The 16,155-nt window shown below is 67.6% G+C and carries 12 protein-coding genes; 8 read left to right on the top strand and 4 right to left on the bottom strand.

Annotation, left to right across the window (positions count from 1 at the left end; all coding sequences use genetic code 11):
• Positions 1-8 precede the first annotated feature (8 nt).
• A complete protein-coding gene (gene glmU / locus ACP2AD_RS07250) occupies positions 9-1,361 on the top strand; it encodes a bifunctional UDP-N-acetylglucosamine diphosphorylase/glucosamine-1-phosphate N-acetyltransferase GlmU (protein WP_425229417.1) in 1,353 nt (450 codons plus the stop codon).
• Positions 1,362-1,380: 19 nt separating this feature from the next.
• Here the strand turns inward: glmU and ACP2AD_RS07255 are convergent, their stop codons facing one another.
• Entirely contained in the window at positions 1,381-2,256 is an 876-nt protein-coding gene (locus ACP2AD_RS07255) for a hypothetical protein (protein WP_425229418.1), read from the bottom strand.
• Between the two features lie 241 nt (positions 2,257-2,497).
• Between ACP2AD_RS07255 and glmS the strand changes: the two genes are divergently transcribed.
• A complete protein-coding gene (gene glmS, locus ACP2AD_RS07260) occupies positions 2,498-4,318 on the top strand; it encodes a glutamine--fructose-6-phosphate transaminase (isomerizing) (RefSeq protein ID WP_425229419.1) in 1,821 nt (606 codons plus the stop codon).
• A 25-nt stretch (positions 4,319-4,343) separates the two neighbouring features.
• Here the strand turns inward: glmS and ACP2AD_RS07265 are convergent, their stop codons facing one another.
• Both ACP2AD_RS07265 and ACP2AD_RS07270 read right to left on the bottom strand, forming a co-directional pair.
• Positions 4,344-4,853, bottom strand: a complete 510-nt coding sequence (locus tag ACP2AD_RS07265; RefSeq protein WP_425229420.1) for a DUF4142 domain-containing protein — start codon at positions 4,851-4,853, stop codon at positions 4,344-4,346.
• Positions 4,853-5,848: an SDR family oxidoreductase gene (locus tag ACP2AD_RS07270; RefSeq protein WP_425229421.1), complete on the bottom strand. Its 996-nt coding sequence runs from the start codon at positions 5,846-5,848 to the stop codon at positions 4,853-4,855. Before ACP2AD_RS07270 ends, ACP2AD_RS07265 begins: the two co-directional genes overlap by 1 nt.
• 104 nt (positions 5,849-5,952) lie before the next feature.
• Between ACP2AD_RS07270 and ACP2AD_RS07275 the strand changes: the two genes are divergently transcribed.
• From ACP2AD_RS07275 to ACP2AD_RS07285, 3 genes are all read left to right on the top strand, one after another.
• Entirely contained in the window at positions 5,953-6,867 is a 915-nt protein-coding gene (locus ACP2AD_RS07275; protein WP_425229422.1) for an ROK family protein, read from the top strand.
• Positions 6,868-7,014: 147 nt separating this feature from the next.
• Positions 7,015-8,865, top strand: a complete 1,851-nt coding sequence (locus ACP2AD_RS07280; protein ID WP_425231113.1) for a two-component system response regulator — start codon at positions 7,015-7,017, stop codon at positions 8,863-8,865.
• Positions 8,865-10,718 (top strand): CHASE4 domain-containing protein, encoded by a 1,854-nt coding sequence (locus tag ACP2AD_RS07285; protein WP_425229423.1) that lies wholly within the window; start codon positions 8,865-8,867, stop codon positions 10,716-10,718. The genes ACP2AD_RS07280 and ACP2AD_RS07285 overlap by 1 nt, the downstream gene beginning before the upstream one ends.
• Positions 10,719-10,750: 32 nt before the next feature.
• Here ACP2AD_RS07285 and ACP2AD_RS07290 read toward each other — a convergent pair whose 3' ends face one another.
• The gene (locus ACP2AD_RS07290) at positions 10,751-11,698 is read right to left on the bottom strand and encodes an OmpA family protein (RefSeq protein ID WP_425229424.1); all 948 of its coding nucleotides are present in this window, start codon (positions 11,696-11,698) and stop codon (positions 10,751-10,753) included.
• A gap of 203 nt (positions 11,699-11,901) precedes the next feature.
• Between ACP2AD_RS07290 and ACP2AD_RS07295 the strand changes: the two genes are divergently transcribed.
• The 3 genes from ACP2AD_RS07295 to ACP2AD_RS07305 all read left to right on the top strand — a co-directional run bounded on the left by ACP2AD_RS07295 (position 11,902) and on the right by ACP2AD_RS07305 (position 16,146).
• Entirely contained in the window at positions 11,902-13,398 is a 1,497-nt protein-coding gene (locus ACP2AD_RS07295) for a hypothetical protein (protein WP_425229425.1), read from the top strand.
• A gap of 33 nt (positions 13,399-13,431) precedes the next feature.
• Positions 13,432-14,070 (top strand): hypothetical protein, encoded by a 639-nt coding sequence (locus ACP2AD_RS07300; RefSeq protein WP_425229426.1) that lies wholly within the window; start codon positions 13,432-13,434, stop codon positions 14,068-14,070.
• 66 nt (positions 14,071-14,136) lie between these two features.
• A complete protein-coding gene (locus tag ACP2AD_RS07305; RefSeq protein ID WP_425229427.1) occupies positions 14,137-16,146 on the top strand; it encodes an SPFH domain-containing protein in 2,010 nt (669 codons plus the stop codon).
• Positions 16,147-16,155 lie beyond the last annotated feature (9 nt).

Consider the following 16,155-nt stretch of genomic DNA (forward strand, 5'->3'; position numbering starts at 1 on the left):
GCGCGCGCATGCCGACGCGTCCGCTCGCCGCCATCATCCTCGCTGCGGGACAGGGGACGCGGATGAAATCGGACCTGCACAAGGTGCTGCATCCGCTCGCCGGGCGCGCGATGCTGCACCACCTGCTCGACAGCGTCGCGGCGCTGTCGCCCGCGCGTACCGTGGTGGTGGTCGGCGCCGGCCGCGAACAGGTCGAGGCGGCGGTCGCGCCACTGGGTGCGGAGGTAGCCGTCCAGGCCGAGCAGCTAGGCACCGGGCATGCGGTGCACCAGGCCGAAGCGGCGTTGGCGGGCTTCGACGGCGACGTGCTGATCCTCTATGGCGACGTGCCGCTGGTCACGACCGCGACGATGCGGCGGATGCTCGACCGGCTGGCGGCGGCGGACGATCCTGCAACCGTCGTGCTCGGCTTCCGCCCCGCCGACCCCGCCGCCTATGGCCGGGTGATCGCGACTGCCGACGGGCGGATCGAGCGCATGGTGGAGTTCAAGGACGCCTCGTCCCAGGAACGCGCTGTAATCCTCTGCAATTCGGGGCTGATGGCGGCTCGGTCGAGGGAGCTGTTCGCATGGCTGGCGCAGGTCGGCAACGCCAATGCCGCGGGCGAGTATTATCTCCCCGACATCGTCATGCTCGCCGGCCGCCCGTCGGCGGTGATCGAGACGGCAGCCGACGAGGTTGCGGGGGTCAACAGCCGCGCCGAGCTGGCGGTGGTCGAGGCCGCCTGGCAGGATCGCCGCCGCGCGCAGGTGATGGCTGACGGCGCGACGCTGGTCGCGCCCGGCACCGTCTGGTTCGCGCACGACACGGTGCTCGGCCGCGACGTGACGATCGCGCCGCACGTCGTGTTCGGCCCCGGTGTCAGCATTGCCGATGGCGCGACGATCCACGCCTTTTCGCATCTGGAGGGCGCGACCGTCGGTCCGCGCGCCGAGGTTGGCCCCTATGCCCGGCTCCGGCCCGGCGCGGTGCTCGGCGCGAACACGAAGGTCGGCAATTTCGTCGAGGTCAAGCAGGCGACGCTGGGCGAGGGGGCGAAGGCAAGCCACCTGTCCTACCTCGGTGATGCGGAGATCGGCGCGGGCGCGAATATCGGCGCGGGCACGATCACCTGCAATTACGACGGTTTCTTCAAGCACCGCACGACCATCGGCGCGGGCGCGTTCATCGGCTCCAACTCGGCGCTGGTCGCGCCTGTGAGCATCGGCGCGGGCGCGATCGTGGGAGCGGGCAGCGTGGTGACCGAGGACGTCGCACCCGACGCGCTGGCGCTGGTCCGCCCGCCGCAACAGACGAAGCCTGGCTGGGCGAAGCGCTTTCGCGAGGCGATGCAGGCGCGAAAGCAGGCGAACCGTCGCTGACGCGGCCACGTCCTGCTCGTTACTCCGGTCTGTGAGAGCCGGGACTGACCAGATCGGGATGACTGATGGATGGCGGGGTGCGCGTTGAGGCGGCACTTGCCCTCGGTGCTTGCGACGCGCCGGGAAGGTCGAGCAGCTGAAACTGCTCGGACCAAGTGTGTAGATTGCGCCCGCGCGGATAGGCAGTGAACGCAGGTCCCGAAATCTCGAGCGCCAGGCCGATCGTCTGGCGTTGGATGCCGACGCGGATCGGTACGTTCCACAGGTCCGCGAGCCGCTGCAGCATCGCCCGCGTCTGCGGCCGCGCGCCCAGCGTACAGCCGCGATGCTCCGCAAAACCGAACGGCGCGAAAACCGAGCGGAGCGGCTGGATGGCGCCGCTCACCCGATTGAAGTTCTGCGCGCTGATATAGCTGTTCGTTTCCTGCTCGATCCGCGCATATTCCTGTTTCTCGGCCGCGTCCCCGCGGCGGATATGCGCGACGTTGCCGACCGACACCGTCAGCCATTCACCCAGATTGCCGTGCCCGTCGAAGCGGAGCAGCGCAACTTTGCCCGGACGTCCGCGCGACCGCACCTCCTGCACCATCTGCGCCAGCCCATTGCACATGCCGCCCAGCAAAATCGGGTCATCGTAATTGCTGGTGAGCACATCCACATCGGCCTGCAGCCGCGCGTCGGCAATATCGACCGAGCTGACGACCTGAAGATCGACATCGGTGAGCAACTGACGCAGCAGCGCGATCGGCGCCGTCTCGCCATCGCCAGCGATGCCGGTGGCGCGCCCCGCGGCGGCCACGGCGAACCGCGTCTGCGGTCCATACTCGCCGTCAACCCTCAGCCGTCGTCCATTCGCCCCTGCGAACCGATGGCTGTTGAGCAGTACCTGCAGCACCGTCGTGCGCGGACTGCGATCGCCGAGGTTGATGGTGAAGACGGTCGCGATCCTTCTGAGATCCAGCCGAAGCCGACCGGGAAGATAAGAAGTTTGCGACCGGTGCTCGTATCGAGTCGATTGGCTCTACACCCGTCGCGCTCCGGTCGAAAGCGCGGACATTCGATCGGCGGCGCCTGTCGCACTCGGCGCGCAAACGCCGTAAGGCGTCGCCGTCGACCAGTTAGGAACAGGCGAGCGTATGTGCGGCATTGTCGGGATCGTGGGCTGTGGGGCGGTGTCAGAACGCCTACTCGACGGTCTCAAGCGGCTGGAATATCGCGGCTACGACTCCGCCGGAATCGCGACCGACCATGACGGGATGATCGACCGCCGCCGCGCGTCGGGCAAGCTCGTCAACCTGGCGACGGCGCTCGCCGCCGATCCGCTACCCGGCGACACCGGCATTGCGCATACCCGCTGGGCGACGCATGGCGGACCGACCACCAACAACGCCCATCCGCACGCGACCGCGGAGGTGGCGGTGGTCCACAACGGCATCATCGAGAACTTCAAACCGCTGCGCGACGAGCTGATCGCGCGTGGACGGCAGTTCACCAGCGAGACCGATACGGAGGTCGTCGCGCACCTCATATCCGAACAGATCGAGGCGGGGCGCGAGCCGGCCGAGGCGGTGCGGGTCGTGCTGCCCCGGCTCCATGGCGCGTTTGCGCTCGCCATCCTGTTCCGCGCGCGACCCGACCTGCTGATCGGCGCGCGGCTCGGCTCGCCGCTGGTGATCGGCTATGGCGACGGGGAAAGCTACCTCGGCTCCGACGCGCTGGCGCTGGCGCCGCTGACGCAGCGGATCAGCTACCTCGACGAGGGCGACTGGGTGGTCTGCACGCATGACGGCGCGCAGGTGTTCGATCGCGCCAACAACCCCGTCGAGCGCGCGGTGGTGGCGGGCGCGGTCGCCGAGGTGATCGACAAGGGCAACCATCCGCACTTCATGCTCAAGGAGATCTACGAGCAGCCGATCGTCGTCGCGCAGACGCTGCGTTCGTACCTGCAGCGGATGGAGGAGCGGGTGACGCTGCCCATCCCGGAGTTCGATCTAGCGACGATCAAGCGCGTGACGATCGTCGCCTGCGGGACGAGCTTCTACGCGGGGATGGTCGCGAAATACTGGTTCGAGCAGTTCGCGCGCGTGCCCGTCGACCTCGATGTCGCGAGCGAGTTCCGATACCGCGCGCCGATCCTGGAGGCGGGCGGGCTGGCGCTGTTCATCTCGCAATCGGGCGAGACCGCGGACACGCTGGCGGCGCTGCGCCACGCGCGTGCCGAGGGGCAGAAGATCGCGGTGGTCGTCAACGTGCCGACCAGCTCGATGGCGCGCGAGGCGGACCTGCTGCTGCCCACTCACGCCGGGCCGGAGATCGGCGTCGCCTCGACCAAGGCGTTCGCGTGCCAGCTGGCGGTGCTCGCCGCGCTCGCCGCCAATCTGGCGCGCGCGCGCGGCAAGCTGGCGCCCGACGAGGAGCGTGCGATCGTGCGCCACCTGGCGGAGGCGCCCGCCGCGATCAACCAGGCGCTGGCCTATGACGACGCGATCCGCGACATGGCGCATACCGTCGCAGTCGCGCGCGACGTGCTGTATCTGGGCCGCGGCACCGACTATCCGCTGGCGCTGGAAGGCGCACTTAAACTCAAGGAGATCAGCTACATCCACGCCGAAGGCTATGCCGCGGGCGAGATGAAGCACGGGCCGATTGCGCTGATCGACGAGCACGTTCCCGTCATCGTCATCGCGCCGTCCGGCCCGTTGTTCGACAAGACGGTCAGCAACATGCAGGAGGTGCGCGCACGCGGCGGCAAGGTGGTGCTGATCTCCGACGCCGCCGGCATCGCCGCGGCGGGCGAGGGATGTCTTGCGACGATCGAGATGCCGCAGGTCCACCCGCTGATCGCTCCGCTCGTCTACGCCGTACCGGTGCAGCTGCTGGCGTACCATGTCGGCGTCGCCAGGGGCGCGGACGTGGATCAGCCGCGTAATCTGGCGAAGAGCGTCACGGTGGAGTGACCCCGGCCCGGTCAGACGCGCGACGTCACTGCCCGGTCGCTGCCATCCGCTCCGCCATCGCCAGATGCTCCTCGACGATCGGCACCGCCGCCGCCGCCGCCTGACGCACCGCGGGGGTGTCGCCCGTCTCGGCATAACGTTGCTGCACGACCAGCGCGGCGCGGTGTGCCAGCGCCTGCTGCTTCCAGTAGGTCCGGTCGAAATCGCCGCCACGCTGGCTCTGCAGCGCCGCCAGCATCTGCGACTGGTCGTTGCCGAGCGCCATCGGCGGCGGCTTCAGCCCTGCCCGTGCCGTCGCGGCGGTCAGCGCCTGGGCTGTCCGGCCGTGGTCGCGTAGCATGTCCTGCGCAAAGGAACGGACCTGCGCGTCGCGGCTTTCGGCCAGCGCCGAATAGGCTTCCATCATCTCAAAGGTATCAGATTGCCCTGCCGCCTGGACGAACTCGCGGGTCTGGCGAGAGCCCGGGTCCTGTCTCGGTTCCTGGCCTGCGGCGGCACCCGCAACCAATGCGGTGAGGAGCAGCAGCCGGCGCATCACGGCTGCCCCTGACCGCCGCCGGCGCCGTAGATGTTGCCCGTCGTGTAGCTGCCGTCATCCTCCGCTAGCCGAACATAGATGCCCGCCAGTTCGGCCGGCTGGCCCGGCCGCCCTAGCGGCGCGGTGGCGCCGAAGGTGACGAGCTTGCCCTGACTCGCCCCGCCGGAGACCTGCAGCGGCGTCCAGATCGGGCCGGGCGCTACGCCATTGACGCGGATGCCCTTCGGCCCGAGCTGCTTGGCGAGAGACTTGACGTAATTCATCGTGGCCGCCTTGGTCTGTGCATAGGCGTAAAGGTCGGGGTCGGGATTGTACGCCTGTTCGGACGTGGTGCCGATGATCGCCGAGCCCGGCTCCAGATGCGGCAGCGCCGCCTTGATGATCCAGAACGGCGCGTAGATGTTGGTCTTCATCGTCCGGTCGAACTCTTCGGTCGTGACGTCGGCCAGTACCGGAATCGACTGCTGCCGCGCGGCGTTCATCACCAGAATGTCGATCCCGCCCAGCCCGCTTATCGCCCGATCCACCAGCTGGCGGCAGAACGCCTCCGTGCGGATGTCGCCGGGGATCGCCACTGCACGGCGTCCGGCCTGGCGGATCAGGTCGACGACCTCGCGTGCGTCGGGCTCCTCCTCGGGCAGGTAGTTGATCGCCACGTCCGCGCCCTCGCGGGCATAGGCGATCGCGGCGGCTCGCCCCATGCCAGAATCGCCGCCGGTAATAAGCGCCCGGCGGCCGGTCAGGCGGCCGGAGCCCGCATAGCTGGTCTCGCCATGATCCGGCCGCGGGTCCATCCGGCTCGCCAGCCCCGGCCACGGTTGCGACTGCGCGTGAAAGGGCGGCTTTGGATATTTGTCGCGCGGGTTCTGTTTGCCGCCGCGTGCACGCGGTGCGGCGTCGCCCTGCGCCAGCGCGGGCGTGCCGCCCGCCGCCGCGGCCAGGCCCGCCGCCGCGCCGCCGATTACCGTCCGGCGTGTCGTGTCATTGCTCACCGCTGCAACCCTTTTTATGGTTCCTTACGGCCGCCAACGCCAGCAAAGCCGATCGGTGCCACGCCGATTGCGCCGCACTTAACCCAGGCTATGATCTTTTTTCGATGACCCAGTCTGCTCCCCTGATCGCTGGCGTCGAGCTGGGTGGCACGAAAGTCGTCTGCATTCTCGCGTCGGGCCCAGACCGGATCGAGGAGGAGGTGCGGATCCCGACCACGTCGGCCGTGGAGACGCTGGGTGCGGTAGAGGGGGTGCTGGATCGCTGGGCCGGTTTTGCCGCGCTCGGCATCGCCAGCTTCGGCCCCGTCGGCATCGATCGTCATGCCGCCGATTGGGGCCGGATCACCGTCACCACCAAGCCGGGCTGGAGCGACACCGACGTCGGCCGCCGCCTGGAGCGGCGCTACGGCGTTCCCGTCGGCTTCCACACCGATGTCGTCGGGGCCGCATTGGCCGAGGCGCGATGGGGCGCGGCGGCAGGGCTGGCGGATGTCGCCTATGTAACCGTTGGCACCGGCATCGGGGTCGGTCTGGTGGCGGGCGGCATGCCGGTCGACGGCCTGACGCATCAGGAACTGGGCCACATACGCCCGGTGCGATTTTCTGGCGACGACTGGATCGGCGTCTGCCCCTTCCACGGCGCGTGCATCGAGGGGCTCGCGTCCGGCCCCGCCATCGCGGCGCGCGTGGGCCGGAAAGCGGAGGAGCTGGCGCCGGGCGATCCGGCATGGGACGGCGTCGCACACACGCTGGGGCAGCTTCTCCACACGCTCGTCCTTACCGGCGTACCGCGCCGGATCGTGATGGGCGGCGGCGTCATGACGGGCGCGCAGCATCTGCTGCCGCGGTTGCGTGAGGCGATGGCGAGAAGTCTGGCGGGCTATTCGATGCTGCCCGAGGTGGCGCAGGCCGAAAGCTTCGTGGTTTTGGCTGGGCTCGGCGCACAGGCCGGGCCGCTGGGTGCGATCCTGCTCGGCGAACTGGCGTGCGTCGAGCGGGGCCGCTGCGAAGACGCTTAACCGGCTGGTAACCGCATCGGCTTACGCCCCGTGAACCGTGCGGGGTGTCCCTTGCCGCGCACGAGCCGAGGGAAAGCCGCCTTGTCGACCGACGCTACCACGTCCCGCATCGCCCCCAAAATCCTGATCGTCGACGACGAACCGGGCATGCATGACAGCTATCGCCGGACTTTTGCCGGTGCGGCGGGTGGAGCGGAAGTAACGCTCGAAGCGATGGCCGCCGAGCTGTGGGACGACATGCCGGACTCCGCAGAGGCCGTGCCAGACTATGCGCCGACGTATCTCTACCAGGGGCTCGAAGCGGTGGCCGCGGTCGAGGCTGCGCTCGCCGCGGGGACCCCCTATGCCGTTGCGTTCATCGACATCCGCATGCCCCCGGGTATCGACGGGCGCGAGACGGCAAAGCGCATCCGCGCACTCGACCCCGAGATCAACATCGTCATCGTCACCGGCTTTTCGGATTTCTCGCCGCTGGAGATCAGCAAGGTAGCGGGGCCGGCCGACAAGATCTTCTACATCGCCAAGCCGTTCGAGGTCGCCGAAGTGCAGCAGACCGCCGCGGCGCTGGTCGCGCGCTGGGCGAACGACCGCGCCCTGGCCGGCGCGCGCGCGCAGCTGGCCGCACAGGTACAGCAGCTGGAAATGCAGGCCGCCGAGCTCGCCGCCAACGAAAGCCGCGCGATCCATATTGCCACTCACGATTCGCTGACCGACGCGCCCAACCGCCTCGCCTTTGTGCGCGCGCTGGGCGAGCGGGCGAAGAAGCCGGGGCTGTTCGGCTGCGCGATGGTCGACCTCGACCGCTTCAAGCTGGTCAACGACACGCTTGGCCATCTCGCAGGCGACGCGATGCTCCGCGAGGTCTGCGTCATGCTGTATGAGGCCGCACCGGCCGATGCGATGATCGCGCGGCTGGGAGGCGACGAGTTCGGGGTGCTCTTCGACACGCCTGGCGAGGAAGCCGCGACGATGGCCTGCGACCGGCTGATCGCGGCGGTGTCCACCGAACTGCAGGTGTTTGGCCATGCGGTACAGGGCGGCGCGTCGGCCGGGCTGATGGTGACCGAGGGCGGCGCGATCGACCCGATCGACGTCGTCCGCCGCGCCGACCTCGCGCTGAACGACGCCAAGCGCGCCGGGCGCGGTGTCGTCCGCCTGTTCGACGAAAGCATGGACGAGGGCATCCGCTTTCGCCGCGGCGTCGAAAACGGACTGAGCGAGGCGATCGGCCGCGGCGAGCTCAGCCTCGCCTATCAGCCGATCGTGTCGCGCGGCCCGCTGGAGATCGAAGGGTTCGAGGCGCTGCTGCGCTGGAACACCGCCGATTTCGGGCCGATCAGTCCCGCCGTCTTCATCCCGATCGCGGAAGAGTCGAACCTTATCCACGATCTCGGCGACTGGGTGCTCCACGCCGCACTCGACGAGTTGAAGCGTTGGCCGGGCCAGTACGTCTCGGTCAACTTCTCGCCGCGCCAGTTCCGCCGCCACAATTTCGTCGGCTACATCATGGAATGCGTCCAGCGCGCCGGGGTCGAGCCGGGACGGCTGCAGATCGAGATCACCGAAACCGCAATCTTCGACGATGCCGAACGCGCCGCGGACACGCTCTACAAGCTGCGGCAGATGGGCTTCCGGATCGCACTCGACGATTTCGGCACCGGCTATTCGTCGCTCTACAACATCCGCAAGTTCGCGCTGGACAGCCTCAAGATCGATCGTTCGTTCATCGACGGCATGGGCCGTGAGCGCGAATCGGCGGCGATCGTTCATTCGATCATCCACCTCGGCCGCGCCCTGGGATTGGGCGTCATCGCGGAAGGTGTCGAGACCGCTGCCCAGGTGCAGATGCTTCGCATCGCGGGCGCCAGCCACCTGCAGGGCTATTACTTCTCGCGTCCCGTCGCCGCCGAGATCGCACGCGACATGGCGGCGCGGCGATATCTCAGCGACGGTGTTGGCGAAGGTGAGGAGGCGACCGCCACCGGGACGCAGGGCTGATGCCCTGGCATTGGCGCGCCCAGCGCTGGCGAGACCCGGAATCGCTCGGCGCAAAGCTTGCGCTGATCCTGACTGCTGCGGGACTGATCGGTGCGCTGGCGATCACTCTGCTGCTCGCCGCCGTCATCACGCCCTCGTTCAACCGCCTCGAGCAGCAGGTGATCCACGCTCATATCGAGCGTACCGCCGCGGTGCTGCGCGAATACGGCTCCAAGGTCGAAATGGCGGTGCACGATTATGGCGACTGGGACGCGGGCTACGCCTATATGGCGCACCCGACCGGTGCCTTCGGTCAGGAGCGCCTCTCGCCGCTGGCGATGAGCAACCTGGGCGTGCAGGGGATGGCCTATCTAGCACCCGATGGTCGTCTCGTCATTGCGCGCTGGCTGCAGCCCGGAACGCAGCGCGAACGGCCCGATCAGCGCGCCAGGCTGATCGCCGCGCTTGGCCGCATTTCCTTGCAGCAAGCGCTGCACGGAGGCGGTTCAGGACATTTCTTCATGCGGGTGGGCGATGAGGTGGCCGCGGTCGGCGTCGCGCAGGTCCGTCGTTCAGACGGCACCGGCGCCCCGCGGGGATGGGTCCTGATGGCGCGGGTCCTTACGTCGCGCCGGGTCGCGGACCTGCCCCAGCTGGACGCCCGGATCCAACCGCCCGGCGCGCGCATCGTCACCATCGGCAGCCCCAGCCGCTCCTTGGCGGATATTCGCGTCCCCATCGTCGGTCTTGACGGCCACCCGGTCGCAACCCTCCGCTTCGGCGTGCGCCGCGACGTGTCACTGCTTGGGCGGCGCATGCTGCTGCTTGCAGTCGCGGGATCGATCGTGCTGCTGTTGATCGTGCTGTCGGTCCTCCGCCGGATGATCGCGCAGCAGGTGCTCAAGCCGCTGCACCACGTCGAGGCGCATATGCAGCGCGTACGGGCATCGGGCTCGCTCGCCCTCCTCGACGAGGATGGACGCCGCGACGAGATCGGATCGCTCGGCCGCTCCTTCAACGCGATGCTGCGCCAGCTCAACGACCTGCGAGAGCAGATCGAGGTGCAGAGTTTCGCGCTCGGGCGGTCAGAAAGCGCGGTGGCGGTGATGCATAATGTTCGCAATGCCCTGAACCCGGTGTCCACCATCCTGTCGCAGGAGATGAGCCAGCCGCCGGTCGATACCGGGATGCTCAATCGCGCGCTGGCTGAGCTGGCCAGGGAAGACGTGCCCGCCGCGCGTCGCGCAAAGCTGACCGCGTTCGTCACCGTCGCCGTCGATGCCTGGTCGACCGGCCGCGAAGCGATGAAGCGCGAGCTGGCGGTCGGACGCGAGGCGATGGCGCACGCGCTGGAGATCATCGGCCAGCAGCAGCACCAAGCGCATGAACGTCCGCCATTGGAGACGTGCGACGTGACGGAGATCGTCGCCCGCAACGCCATCATCGCGCGCTACTCGCAGCATGCCGCCATCGCGCTTTCCTTTCCGGGGACGCCTCATCGAGTGTTGGCGAGCCGGGTCATCCTCAGCCAGGTGATCGGCAATCTGCTCGGCAATGCGGCGGAGGCGATCGCGGCACGGGGGACCGGCAGCGGTACGATCGCGGTCACCGTCGCGGCGCGCCACGGGCGCGTGGTGGTCTCGATCCGCGATGATGGCGAGGGCTTCGACGGCGACGTCGGCCAGGCGCTGTTCCAACGCGGCTTTTCGACCCGCCGGCACAAGTCGGGCGGGCTGGGGCTGCACTGGTGCGCGAACAGTATGACCGCCATGGACGGCTCGCTGCGACTGGAGAGCGCGGGCCGGGGGCGGGGGGCGGTTGCGATCCTGACCCTTAAGGCGGCAGCGGCGGAACCGCGGGCCGAGGCGGCCTGACGCTTCAGATCAGGTTGCACGCTACCGTCGGTTCAGTCCCGGTGCAGCGTGATCTCCACTCGTCTATTGAGGCCACGGCCAACTTTGGTCCTGTTCGAGGCGACTGGCCGCGTCTCGCCCCACGCCTGGGTGATGAGCTTGGTTGCAGGAAGAAACGGCCGTAAGAACCGTTTCACCGCCTCGGCACGACGTTTCGACAGACGCTCGTTATACGCCTCACACCCGATCGAATCGGTATGGCCGTCGATCAACACTGCGCGAGCGTTCGAGTTCAGGATCAGAACCGCGACCGGCATCAAGATCGCTATACCCTCCGGCTTGATGACCGCCTTATCGAAGTCGAACAGCGTGTTCATCGGGAAGCTCCAGAAGCCGCCCTCGGGTTGCGCGATCTGGTAGGGTAACGCTGGCTCTTCGTGGCCGACAGGCATTGCTTCAAAATAGTCGATCCACTCGGGCCTTTCTTCTCCGACCCACATGTAGCCGGTGCCCGATGATATGCCGATACTGAGCTGATATCCGAGGTTCGGGCCTCTCATCGCCAGCATGGCGGTTGCGCCTTGCTTGATACCGAAACGCTCTAAGACTCCTAATCTTTTCAGGGCATAATAGGCTGGTCCCATCACGACATTGGGAACGCCAAACACCAACCCAGTTACTGAATAACCCGCGATAGAGCCTATGGAGGCCTCCTCTACGCTGTAGAAGCCGGTGAAGTCGTCAGCCTCTAAGTCATGCATCGATCGATACAGCATCCATATCTGACCCTTACTGGGCATTCCCGAAGTCGAAAGATTTGAATTAATGGGTGAGCCCAAAGAAAGCGAGCCACTCAACGATACGTAGTTGAAATCAAACTCATGGCCAAAAGGACTCAACAAGGTAACGTAGCCAGACGAAGCAGCGACATACTCGAAACCAGCAGAAACGCCTGCGGATGTCACGAATGTCCAGTTGCTCTCCTTGACACCGACATACATGTGCCTTCTCCCGATAAAGCACGGACATATCGTTTTTGAATTTGTCGGATTTCGACAGTTAAAAGTCAAATACTATCTTTGGCGTTTGGCTATCTACATGTAGAGCAGCTTATCCAAGCTGATCAACATATTGTGATAATGTGTTTTTGTGGCAAAATAGCGAGATTAATCGAACGTTGACGCAGGCCGGTTAGAGCTGGTTCATGACGGCGATAGCGTTGACCGGTCATTGGAAGCACGCCCTTGAGCGGCTCGTCGTGCGTTGGTGGCAGCCGGCGTTGCTGGTTACGGCGGTAGTCCTCGGGACGGCGGCTCGGCTGCTCTACGATCGCGGCATGCCGCTCTGGTTCGACGAGACCTTCACCGGGGTGATCGCCGGGCAGGTGACCGTCGGCGGGCTTTGGCACTGGCTTCGAACCGAACTGACCGGACCATTCTTCTACGCGCCGATGTGGCTGTGGACCCGGGTTGCGGGCGTGTCGACGGAGGCGCTCCGGCTGCCGAGCCTGCTCTGCACGCTGGCGGCGCCGCTGTTCGTGTGGCGGCGGGGTCATCCCGACTCGACGCTGCGGCTCGGTTGGGCGGCGGTGCTGCTCTTGTGGATGCCGGCCGCGGTGCTGGCGAACGACGCGCGGCCCTATGCGCTGCTGGTGCTGCTCGGCACGCTGCAGATTGCCGCGTTCTGCGCGCTGCTGCGGACGCCGAACCGCGCGGCGGCGCTGCGCTGGGCTGCGGTAACGGCCCTGATGGGGCTGACGCATTACCTGTCGCTGGTGCCGGGCATGGTGCAGGGGCTCCTTTTCGTCGCGGTGCAGCGGAAGGCGGTGCTGAGGCTGTTGCCTGCGGCGTGGCCGTTCCTGCCGCTCGCTGCGTGGATGGCGATCCATCTGCCGTTCGTGATCCACGTCGAAGCGCGCGGTATGCCGCAGACCACGACGTTGACCCCCTATGTCATTGCCGAGCTGCCCGCGCTGCTCGTCGGAGACGGGCTGTTCGCGCTGCTGCTCGGTGGCGCGGTCGCATGGAGCCTGCTCGGCCGCGCGCGGTCGGTGCGGACCGGCTGGCCTAGTCCGGAGGCATTGACCGCGACTGCGGCTCTGAGCGCCTTTGGTGCGCTGTTCGCGCTCGGGCTGGTGATGCCCGGCCTGGCGCTGCGCTATTTCATCCCGACTATTCCCGGCCTGTTGTTTGCGGTGAGCTGGTGGTTGGCTGGCGCGCTCAGGCGCGGCGAGGCGGCGGCGGTGGCGTTCCTGCTGGCGATGATCGTCGGCAGCCTCGGCCTGTCGGTCTCGGGCTGGCGCGACACCGCGATCGACCAGCGTCATGCCTTCGGCTTCGACCTTGCCAGCCGGTGGGTCGGCGAGCGGCCGGTACGGCGCGTCGTTTTCTTCTGGTCGGACAGCACCGCCGATCTCGCCCCCGATCTCGACGTCAACCTAGTCGATCTGGGCGGCTTCTTCTTCCAGCGCGCGGGGCAGCATCCCGCTATCGACGTACTCCACGTTCCCGTCGACGCCCCTGCCGCGGCGGCGGTGCTGGCGCGTGCCGATCAGGGCGGCGCGGACGCGATCCTGTGGGTCGGTAACGCGCCCAGCCCGGATCTGCTGCGGAGGCCGGGGCGGCTGATGCGCGATCCGCGATGGGAATGCCGTGACTTCGGCGCCGGGCTGGCAATGTCGCTGGGGTGCCGCCGCCGCTAGCCGATTGCCCAGCGGCGGTGCTAGAGCGAGAGCGTGACGCGTGAACCGCCCGCCGGCGCCATTCCGACTTCGCGCCTGCTGGCCGGCATCCTCCTCCATTTCTGCCCGCCCGCCTATCTGCTGAGCTGCCTAGCGGCGGCGCTGCTGGTGCGGCCCGTCGTGACGGCGTGGGCGGGCGCGCCCGCGCGGATGCTGTGGACGGCGTTGTGGTTCTTTCCCACCTTCCTGCTCGCGACGGCGGTGGCGGGTGGCGTCGGGGCGCTCATCGATCGCCGCCGGCCGCGTGCGCCCGATCCGGTCGCCGTGTCGCGGGCGCAGGTGTCGGACGCGCGCGCGCGGCTCGGCGGGATCGCCGATGGCTGCCTCACCCGGGCGCTCGACCGGATCGACGCCGCGCGCTGGGACCATGCCGACGCGCGATACCGGCAGATCGCCGCCGATCTGGACGCCGCGGCACGCACCTTCGCCGCCGCCGCCGGTTCCGCCATCCCCGACCGCCGCAAGACGGTGCTGGCGCTCGCCGCCACCTCGATCGAGCGCCTCGCCGCCGCGCTGGACACGCTCGCTGTCGAGCGCCAGCGGCTCGACGAAGGCGACGCGCGCACCGTCGCGACCTATCTCGACGCCCGTTATGGCGAGGCGCCTTCTTCTGCTCTCGATTCCGCTGGATAACGCTCCGGCACAGGCGTAATTTAGCAGGCGGGGGCGATCCTCGTCCCCATCTGGGGACTTACGCACATGACGCAGTTCGTTTCGCTCGGCGCCGCCGTCGCGGTGGCGCTGGTGTTGCTCGTTCTGTTCACCTTCAGCCGCATGGTCCGCTACGTTGGCAACAACCGCGTCGCGATCGTGGAGAAGCTGTGGAGCCGCAACGGCTCGATCGCCGGCGGCCTGATCGCGCTCAATCGCGAAGCCGGGTTCCAGCCCGAGGTGCTGCGCGGCGGCTACCACTTTTTCTTCCCCTTCCAGTTCCGCATCCACGCGCAGCCGCTGGTCACGATTCCCCAAGGCCAGATCGGCTATGTTTTCGCGCGCGACGGCTTGCCGCTCGGGCCGACGCAGACGCTGGCGTCGAACGTGCGCTCCGCCGACTTTCTCGACGTGCGTCGCTTCCTGCAGGACGGCGGGCAGAAGGGGCCGCAGCGCACCATCCTGCGCGAGGGCACCTATGCGGTGAACCTCGCCCAGTTTGTCATCCTGACCGCCGAACGCATTTATGGCCTGATGCTGGAGAGTGCGGACGAGGGGCTGTTCGCCGAGATGAAGTCGGTGATCGACCAGCGCGGCGGCTTCGCGGCGGTGGTGCTGAAGGACGCCGACGATATGATCGGCGTGGTGACGGTGCATGATGGCCCGGCGCTGACCGCCGACCAGATCATCGCGCCGCAGGTCGGGACGGACCAGGACGACTCCGCCACCTTCCACAACAGCTTCCAAGACCCGGAGAAGTTCATCGCCGCGGGCGGCCGCCGCGGGCGGCAGCTGCAGGTGCTGGTCGAGGGCAGCTATTTCATCAACCGTCTGTTCGCGACGGTGGAGAAGGTCGCCAAGACGGTGATCGAGGTCGGCCATGTCGGCGTGGTCATCAGCTATACCGGCGAGACCGGGGCCGATACGTCGGGGCAGGACTATCGCCATGGCGAGCTGGTCGCGCGCGGGTCGCGTGGCGTGTGGTCTGAGCCGCTGCTGCCGGGAAAATATGCGTTCAACACCTATGCCGGCAAGCTGGTGACGGTGCCGACCACCAACTTCATCCTGAAGTGGGAGCAGGATACGACCGGCCAGCACAAGTTCGACGAGAACCTGTCGGAGGTGTCGCTCATCACCCGCGACGCATTCGAGCCGACGCTACCGCTCGCGGTGGTCGTCCATATTGATTATCGCAAGGCGCCGCTGGTCATTCAGCGCTTCGGCGACATCAAGAAGCTGGTTGAACAGACGCTCGATCCGATGGTCAGCGCCTATTTCAAGAACGTCGCGCAGAAGAAGACGCTGATCCAGCTGCTGCAGGAGCGCTCCGACATCCAGGAGCAGGCGGGCGAGGAGATGCGGGCGAAGTTCTCCGCCTATAATCTGGAGATGCAGGAGGTGCTGATCGGCACGCCGCGTGCCGGCGGCTCGGGCGGCGACCAGATCGAGCAGGTGCTCAACCAGCTGCGTCAGCGCCAGGTCGCCGAGGAGCGCGTCGCCACCTTTGAAAAGCAGAAGGTCGCCGCCGAGGGCGAGAAGTCGCTGCGCGAGGCGGAGGCGCGCGCACACCAGCAGACTTCGATCACCGAATCGGAATTGTCGATCACCGTGCAGGAAAATCAGGGGAAGGCCGCGGCGAAGCGCGCGACGCAGGAGGCCGAGCAGACGCGCACCGTCGCCCGCGCCGAGGGTGACCGCATCCGCATCATCGGTGAGGGCGAGGCGGCGAAGACCGTCGCGCTGGCGTCGGCGGAGGCGGAACGGATCAGCAAGGTCGGTATCGCCACCGCGGAGACGATCGAGAAGCAGGTGGCGGCGTCGGGCGGCGCGCAGTACCAGCTGACGCGCCAGATCGTCGAGCGGATCGCCGAGGCGCTGGAGCGGTCGGGCGTCGATATCGTGCCGCGCGTCCAGATCTCGACCGGCGGCGAGCAGGGGCAGGGGGGTACGCTGGTCGATGCGCTGATGGGGCTGGTACTGTCCGAGAAGGGATTGACCGCGCTGACCGGGCCGGCGGCGAACGATGCGGCGACGCCGAGATCGATCGCGGCCGAGTAGACACCGTTG

The sequence above is a fragment of the Sphingomonas sp. genome (genome assembly GCF_965248875.1).
Lineage (GTDB): Bacteria > Pseudomonadota > Alphaproteobacteria > Sphingomonadales > Sphingomonadaceae > Sphingomonas.

Coding starts and splice junctions, on each gene's coding strand:
- glmU (WP_425229417.1), top strand. CDS start 9: ATGCCGACGCGTCCGCTCGCCGCCATCATCCTCGCTGCGGGACAGGGG.
- glmS (WP_425229419.1), top strand. CDS start 2,498: ATGTGCGGCATTGTCGGGATCGTGGGCTGTGGGGCGGTGTCAGAACGC.
- ACP2AD_RS07265 (WP_425229420.1), bottom strand. CDS start 4,853: ATGCGCCGGCTGCTGCTCCTCACCGCATTGGTTGCGGGTGCCGCCGCA.
- ACP2AD_RS07275 (WP_425229422.1), top strand. CDS start 5,953: ATGACCCAGTCTGCTCCCCTGATCGCTGGCGTCGAGCTGGGTGGCACG.
- ACP2AD_RS07280 (WP_425231113.1), top strand. CDS start 7,015: ATGCATGACAGCTATCGCCGGACTTTTGCCGGTGCGGCGGGTGGAGCG.
- ACP2AD_RS07285 (WP_425229423.1), top strand. CDS start 8,865: ATGCCCTGGCATTGGCGCGCCCAGCGCTGGCGAGACCCGGAATCGCTC.
- ACP2AD_RS07290 (WP_425229424.1), bottom strand. CDS start 11,698: ATGTATGTCGGTGTCAAGGAGAGCAACTGGACATTCGTGACATCCGCA.
- ACP2AD_RS07295 (WP_425229425.1), top strand. CDS start 11,902: ATGACGGCGATAGCGTTGACCGGTCATTGGAAGCACGCCCTTGAGCGG.
- ACP2AD_RS07305 (WP_425229427.1), top strand. CDS start 14,137: ATGACGCAGTTCGTTTCGCTCGGCGCCGCCGTCGCGGTGGCGCTGGTG.